At 21.0% G+C, this 6,683-nt stretch carries 4 protein-coding genes; 2 read left to right on the top strand and 2 right to left on the bottom strand.

Annotated features, from left to right (window positions below; all coding sequences use genetic code 11):
* The first annotated feature begins 751 nt into the window (after positions 1-751).
* Both trfA and GJT99_RS02230 read left to right on the top strand, forming a co-directional pair.
* Positions 752-1,717 carry a plasmid replication initiator TrfA gene (trfA, locus tag GJT99_RS02235; RefSeq protein ID WP_168894099.1) on the top strand — a complete coding sequence of 322 codons (966 nt, stop codon included), beginning with the start codon at positions 752-754 and terminating at the stop codon, positions 1,715-1,717.
* A 73-nt stretch (positions 1,718-1,790) separates the two neighbouring features.
* Positions 1,791-2,453 (top strand): prephenate dehydratase domain-containing protein, encoded by a 663-nt coding sequence (locus tag GJT99_RS02230; RefSeq protein WP_168894098.1) that lies wholly within the window; start codon positions 1,791-1,793, stop codon positions 2,451-2,453.
* Here the strand turns inward: GJT99_RS02230 and GJT99_RS02225 are convergent.
* Together GJT99_RS02225 and GJT99_RS02245 are read right to left on the bottom strand one after the other, a co-directional pair.
* Complete coding sequence (locus GJT99_RS02225) at positions 2,450-3,733, bottom strand: glycoside hydrolase family 28 protein (RefSeq protein WP_168894097.1); 1,284 nt, start codon at positions 3,731-3,733, stop codon at positions 2,450-2,452. The two genes, GJT99_RS02230 and GJT99_RS02225, sit on opposite strands and share 4 nt — an antisense overlap.
* Before the next feature lie 91 nt (positions 3,734-3,824).
* Positions 3,825-6,683 carry an inverse autotransporter beta domain-containing protein gene (locus tag GJT99_RS02245; RefSeq protein ID WP_211080582.1) on the bottom strand — a complete coding sequence of 953 codons (2,859 nt, stop codon included), beginning with the start codon at positions 6,681-6,683 and terminating at the stop codon, positions 3,825-3,827.

Here is a 6,683-nt window from a genome sequence, read left to right as displayed (position 1 = left end):
TATAAATATTTTCTTTTACTAAAAATTTTTAACAACTAACTTTTTTTTTCTTAAAATCGCTCATGTATAGAGCAATTGTATACTTCTTTTTTTTTTTTGCAAGTTTTTTTTTTTTAAGAAAGGACTAAAAAAGGATTAAAAGAATTATCGTTTATATTAAGTAATGTATATATATATATAGGTACGCTACTTGCTATCCCGACTTTTGCTACTTGCTATCCCGACTTTTGCTACTTGCTATCCCGACTTTTGCTACTTGCTATCCCGACTTTGCTATTTCACTATTTTTTTCGTATTATATTTTTTTTAAATAAATTATTTTATAAAAATTTTTGAAATTTTCTTTGACATATAAAAAAAATTAGATATAATTAAAACAATGATTTTTAGGATTTCGGATTTTTATTAAAAATAATAGTAAACTAACTAAAAAATATTTTTCTTTGCTCATTCACTGATAAAATATAGTTGTTTTTTGTGTGTTATTGGATTCTTTGATAGGAGAGTATGTATAAAAAATTTATCCATTTTTTTATAAAACTATAAAATAGATAAAATCTCATTTATTATCGTAATTTATTTTATTTACACATATACGTATCATATATACATGCAGTAATGATTTGATTGTTATTTAATGTTAATGTAATGAGATTGCTTGCTTGTTAGTTAATTATATTATACATATATTACTTTATCTAATATAGATTATAATGAATATTATTCTGTGTATTAATTAAACTTAATTTTCATGTATAAAAAACGGTTTTATAAAAGAATCAAATTACTCATCGAAAAAAGTAATATTTTAAAAAAAAAAGAAATAGAAAAAAAAAAAAAAAAGGAAATTATTTTTTTTATAAAAAAAAAAAAATTATTTATATATGGAATTTTTTCCAAAAAAAAAAAAAAATTTAAAAAAAAAAAAAAAAAAAAAAAAAAAAAAAAAGGAAATTCTTTTTTTTATACAAAAAAAAGAATTATTGATATATGGAATTTTTTCCCAAATATTTCAAAAAATAGAAGAGCAGTACCTAATACTATTTTACGTAGTTCTTTATTTGGTATTTTAAAAAAAGGATGTAGAAAATATGAAAGAAATATTTTAAAAACATCATTGAATAATTTTTTTATACGTTTTACAGGGGAACAATTAGATCAATCAGATTTAGATGTTTGGTTAGAATGTTTATATAGATTTTCACAAGTTCCTTTAGGGGGGAAAGTTGTTTTTTCATCTTATTCTTTTCTAAAATCTATAAATAGAACAACAGGTAAAAAAGATTATGAATGGTTGAAATCATCTTTAATTAGATTATCTATTTGTAGTATAGAAATTAGTTACAAAAATCATTTTTATATAGGTCATTTATTACATGAATGGTATAGAAATGATAAAACAAAAAAAAACATTATTTTATTAAATGAAAATATAACATCTTTTTTTACCCATTCTATATGGACTATAGTTTCTTTAAAAGAACGAAAAAAATTAAAGGGAAGACCATTATCTCAATGGATACATTGTTTTTATTGTACTCATAATATTCCTTTATGTTATAAAGTAACTACTTTAAAAAAGTTGTGTGGAAGTAAAATTATTATTTTATGGAAATTTAGACAAATTTTAAAAAAATCTTTACAGGAAGTTTCAGTAGCTACAGGATGGGATTGTTGGATAGATAAAAATGATATTGTACATGTTATTAAGAAATAACTAACTATATTTTCCCATGTAAATATGTCTACTATGTTATAGTAATATAAAATTTTCATTATAAAAAATAAACATGATTAATATAATTAAAAAAAATATTGGTGATAATATTATAATTAATTATAATATTAATAATATTAAAAATAATTTCTTAACTTTAAATATAAATACAGAAAGTATTGTTTTTTTAGGACCTTTATATAGTTATTCTCATTTAGCTGTATTAACTTACATTAATAATTTTTTTTTAAAAAAAAAAATTATTAATGTAAGTTGTCAAACTTTTTCTGAAATTTTTTTTTACATAAAACAACATTTTATTAAATTAGCTATAGTTCCAATATATAATAATACTACAGGAATTATTAAAGAAGTATTTAAATTGTTAAAAATTAATAGTACTTATTTGCAGATAAAAAACATTTTTCAGTTACCTATTAAGCATTGTTTAGTGTCTAAAAAAAAAACCATTTTAAAAAAAATAAAAAAAGTTTATAGTCATTCTGAACCATTAAAACAATGCAGTTTTTTTATAAAAAAAAATTTATCATGGGAATTAAAACATTGTTCTAGTACTTCATATGCTATGAATTTAATCCAAAATTCCCCATCAGAAAAAGTAGCAGCTATTGGAAATGAAATAGCTGCTACTTTTTATAAGTTATATGTTTTAAAAAAAAATATATCAAATAAAAAAAATAATAAAACTATTTTTTTAGTTTTAAAAAAAAATTAATATAATGTACAATTATTATTATTTATAACATTATCAATATTACCATGGATAATAACATTATCTTTAATCCATGAAGATCCATTTTTTATATGAAAATTATTTACAAAAATTTCAATCATATTTTCTTCATTCAATCCACTAAATTTTAATAACCCGCTAGTTAAAACCTCAATATTTTCAAAAAAAATATTTTTAAATTGGGGAATATTTTTTTCTTTATTTTCTTCGTTATTATTATAATTAGTATCTAAAATAATAGGATTTTTTACATTAAAAATACAAATATTTTCATAGTGAATATCTGTTACTAATCCTCCATTTGTTACATTACTTTTAATTCTTAAACCATTAGTTGTATTTTGTAATGTTAAATTTTTAATAAGAATATCATTTACCCCCCCGTTTGTTTCACTTCCTATAGACATACCATGTCCATAACCAAAATTATTATTTAAAATACTTATATGTTTCGATGCACCTTTATTACCAGCTTTAATAGCTATATTATCATCTCCTGTACTAATATTAGATTGTGTAATAGTTATATTCTGAGAAGAAGAAGGATCTATTCCATCTGTATTACGAGCGTCAGAAGGAGTATTTATTTTTACCCCCCAAATAGTCAAACCATCTGTTTGATAAGGTACAACATGAAAATTTGGAGAATTTATTAAATTTAATTTATAAATAATTGTATTATGTCCTGAATTAATATCAATTAAATGAGGATTATTTTGTCTTTTATGACTAACTTTAGCTTCTGTAGCTAATTGCCACCAAGTATATTTTTTATTTTTTAATACAACTCCCCCTTGTCCATCAATATATCCCTCCCCATATAAACCACTATTTTCACCTTTCAAGGTTATAAATGGTTTACATCCTTTACCTATATTATCTAATGTTCCACATCTTTCATTACCCTTATCATATAAGGTAGGATCATTAATAGCTGTTAAAATAACTTTTTTATTTATTAACAGACCACCATAAGAAGGAATAATTATGGGCCCAGAAAAAAAATGTGTATCCCCATTATCAGAAGTTACTAAACTAACTATTTTATGTTGTTTTGCACAATCTGCAATAGTATTATTAATTTCATTAGTAAAATCTTTATCGTTATTAGCTATTAATGTTTTACATATTTTAGGTATTACTGGTTCGGTAACAGAACGTGTATCTTTCGCATATACATAATTATGAAAAAATAAAATTGTGATTATAAATATAGTATGAAAAAAAATATTTTTTGCATGTCTATAAAATAATATTTTCATTTTTAATTAATTCATATTAAAATAATAATAGTATTATTGTATAATATTTTTTTGATTAAACATTGTTTTTAATCAAAAAAAAATAAGTATTTTATTTTTTTTCTTGGACACAAAAAACAGTAAAAATATTACTAATAATTCCTTTATCAATTTTACCATTTAAAAAATTAACATAAAAATGCAAAGGATCACGAAAATACATATTTCTTATAGAAGAAGAAGTCCATCCATAATTAAAATTATCAACGATAGGCCATCCATAATTACTAAATAAATCATCCCCTGAATGAACATAATAAAAATCTAATAATTCATCTTTATCAGGTAATCGAGCATTTTGAGTCTTACAAAAATCTTCACCATTATACCAAGTAAATTTTGCCCAATCTTCATTTAAATAATGATATACTTGATCTCCTGTACGTTCAGAAAATAAAGCTGGTCTATGAAATAACAATTTATTTACTAATAAAACATCAGTCATATGCCCATACATTCTAGCATATAAATTATTAGGACTAGTAGGTACTGTAAAAATTACAGCAATTTTTTTGCTAACAAAATAATCAGCACTAATTTTAAGAAAAGTACGCACCCCAATTCCATGCGGGTCAGATACCTTAACCTTTAATTCTCCATTTTTATTAGTATAAGAAATAAAATTATCTCCATCATAAGATTTATTATTTGTTATATCTTCAAAATGAAATTTTCCACTATCTTTTCTAATATATCCTTGTCGATCCATAGCAAGAATATTAGATATTTTAACTTCAGAAAACTGAACTCCATTACCATGTTTATCAAATATTTTTATCGATAAATTAATAGATTCACTTACTTTTGTAAGAAGAGTAGAAGGATTTGCTACAACTTGCATACTATCTGTAAAAATAGAAATTATATTAATAATATCACTAATCTCTTTATTTATAACATTATTAATTTTAACTCTAATCAAAGCTATTCCAGGAGATGTACTTTTAATTATTGCTGTATATGTACCCTTAGGATATTCATGAACTTTACTAATATTTATATTAAATGTATCAGGTAAATTACCACTATCAACTATAAAACTAATATTTTTTATATTAGTTAATGGTTTATTATTCACATCTCTAGCTTCAAAAGTAACTTTTGCTGTTTCAGAATTAACTAATATAGTTTTAGGAAAAACACTTAGATTAGAAAAACTATTACTTATTAAAGGAGGAAAAACATTAATTTTAATATAAGAAACATCTTTATTTCCTAACAAATCTATGGCTGTTACTTTAATTATATAATTATTATTTTGTGTGTTTTGAGAATCAAAATAAGGTAATTTAATTATATAATTATTATTAACTGATTTAATAGCCCCACCTTTTTGAAAAAAATTATTTTTACTATGAAAATATATATTTTTAATTTTATTTACAGAACTTACTATAAGTCCTAAAGAATGTTCACTTCTAGGATATCCTGAAATTTCTTTTTTTGTAAATAATTTAATTAAAAATTTTTTTCTGTATTCTAAAATAATATTATTATTTCTTTTAACAAAATTATATCTATGATCGTAAGAAGATGAAAAAATATTATGAATTTTATTATGACATTGATCATATAATGAAGTATTTAATTGTAAATTTAAAATTCCTCCAAATTGAATGCTATTTTTACCATAATTAGTTTGTATTGTTTGTATAACAAAAGAAAAAATTGGTATAGGAGTATAATTTATACTAAATGAATAAATTGAAGGAGAAAATAATTTTTCATGTTTTTCTAAATTATTATCTTGTTTGAACCCTATATTTCCATAATATTTTGCATAACTTAATTCAAATACTAATTCTGGTAATTTTAAAAAATATCCTTCTGCATTGATATCCCATCCCATTGCCGGCCTAGAAAAAAATTCATCATTATTAATATCATTTTGATGATGATAATTTTTAAAATTAAGAAAATTTTGATTTTGATGCCACCATCTACTTAATCCATAATATACATTAGTACTTATTTTAAAAAATTCTTTCCATAACTCTAATCCTAATCCTATTCTAGTATTATCTAAAGTAAAATCGTAATCAAAAAAACTATTTATTCCTAATAAATAATTATTATTATCTGATAATTTTCTAAACCCAACACCTAAATTATTTTGATTTCTATTGTCTGTTTTATGTATATTATTCTGTATAAAAAATACATAATCTTCCCCTTCTATAAAAGGAAATAATACATCAAGTTCAGAATTATTTAAATTTAAATTTTCATCTAAATTGATTTTAACTGAAGATTTTCCATTCCATTTAAATTTTTCAAACAATCTATTAATAATAGATTGAACAGTACTATTAATTTCTACGTTAAATTTTTTTAAGATATTTAATTTAATATTTTTAATAAAAATCTTTTTGTTAGAAAACTTATCTTTTACTGATAAGAATGAATTAAATAAACTTTCTTCATTAAAATCATTATCTTTTTCTTTTTTGATATTTTGGTTTTGATACAAACCAGAAATATAATCATTTTTTCCTGAATAACTATCATCGTAATTTTTTTTTATATTACTCCAATTAATTTCTTCCTTGCTTAATGATTTTTTAAAATAAAAATTTTTTAGTACATTTATAGTTTCATTATTCTGATTTATTAGATATTTTTTATTTTGATTTATATCTGGATTTTTATTTTTCTTTAACTTTTTTTTAGAATATAAAGATATAAAATTTTTTCTAATTTTTTTTAAAAAAAAAGCTTGTCGTATGAAATAAACAATCTCTTTTTCTATTTTTTTTTTAAAAAAAATAGTTTTTTTTTTTGTAATATTATCTTTGCTTAAAGATAAAGCATTGCTAGTAATTGATGTAAATACTAAACTTAACAAAATGGAAAATATTACAATTTTTTGTAATTTATTTAACCAAACAAATTTCTTCTTTTTTCTTTTCAT

Origin of the sequence: Enterobacteriaceae endosymbiont of Donacia cincticornis (genome assembly GCF_012568845.1) — a bacterium.
Lineage (GTDB): Bacteria > Pseudomonadota > Gammaproteobacteria > Enterobacterales > Enterobacteriaceae.
This window is presented reverse-complemented; position numbering and strand designations above follow the sequence as displayed.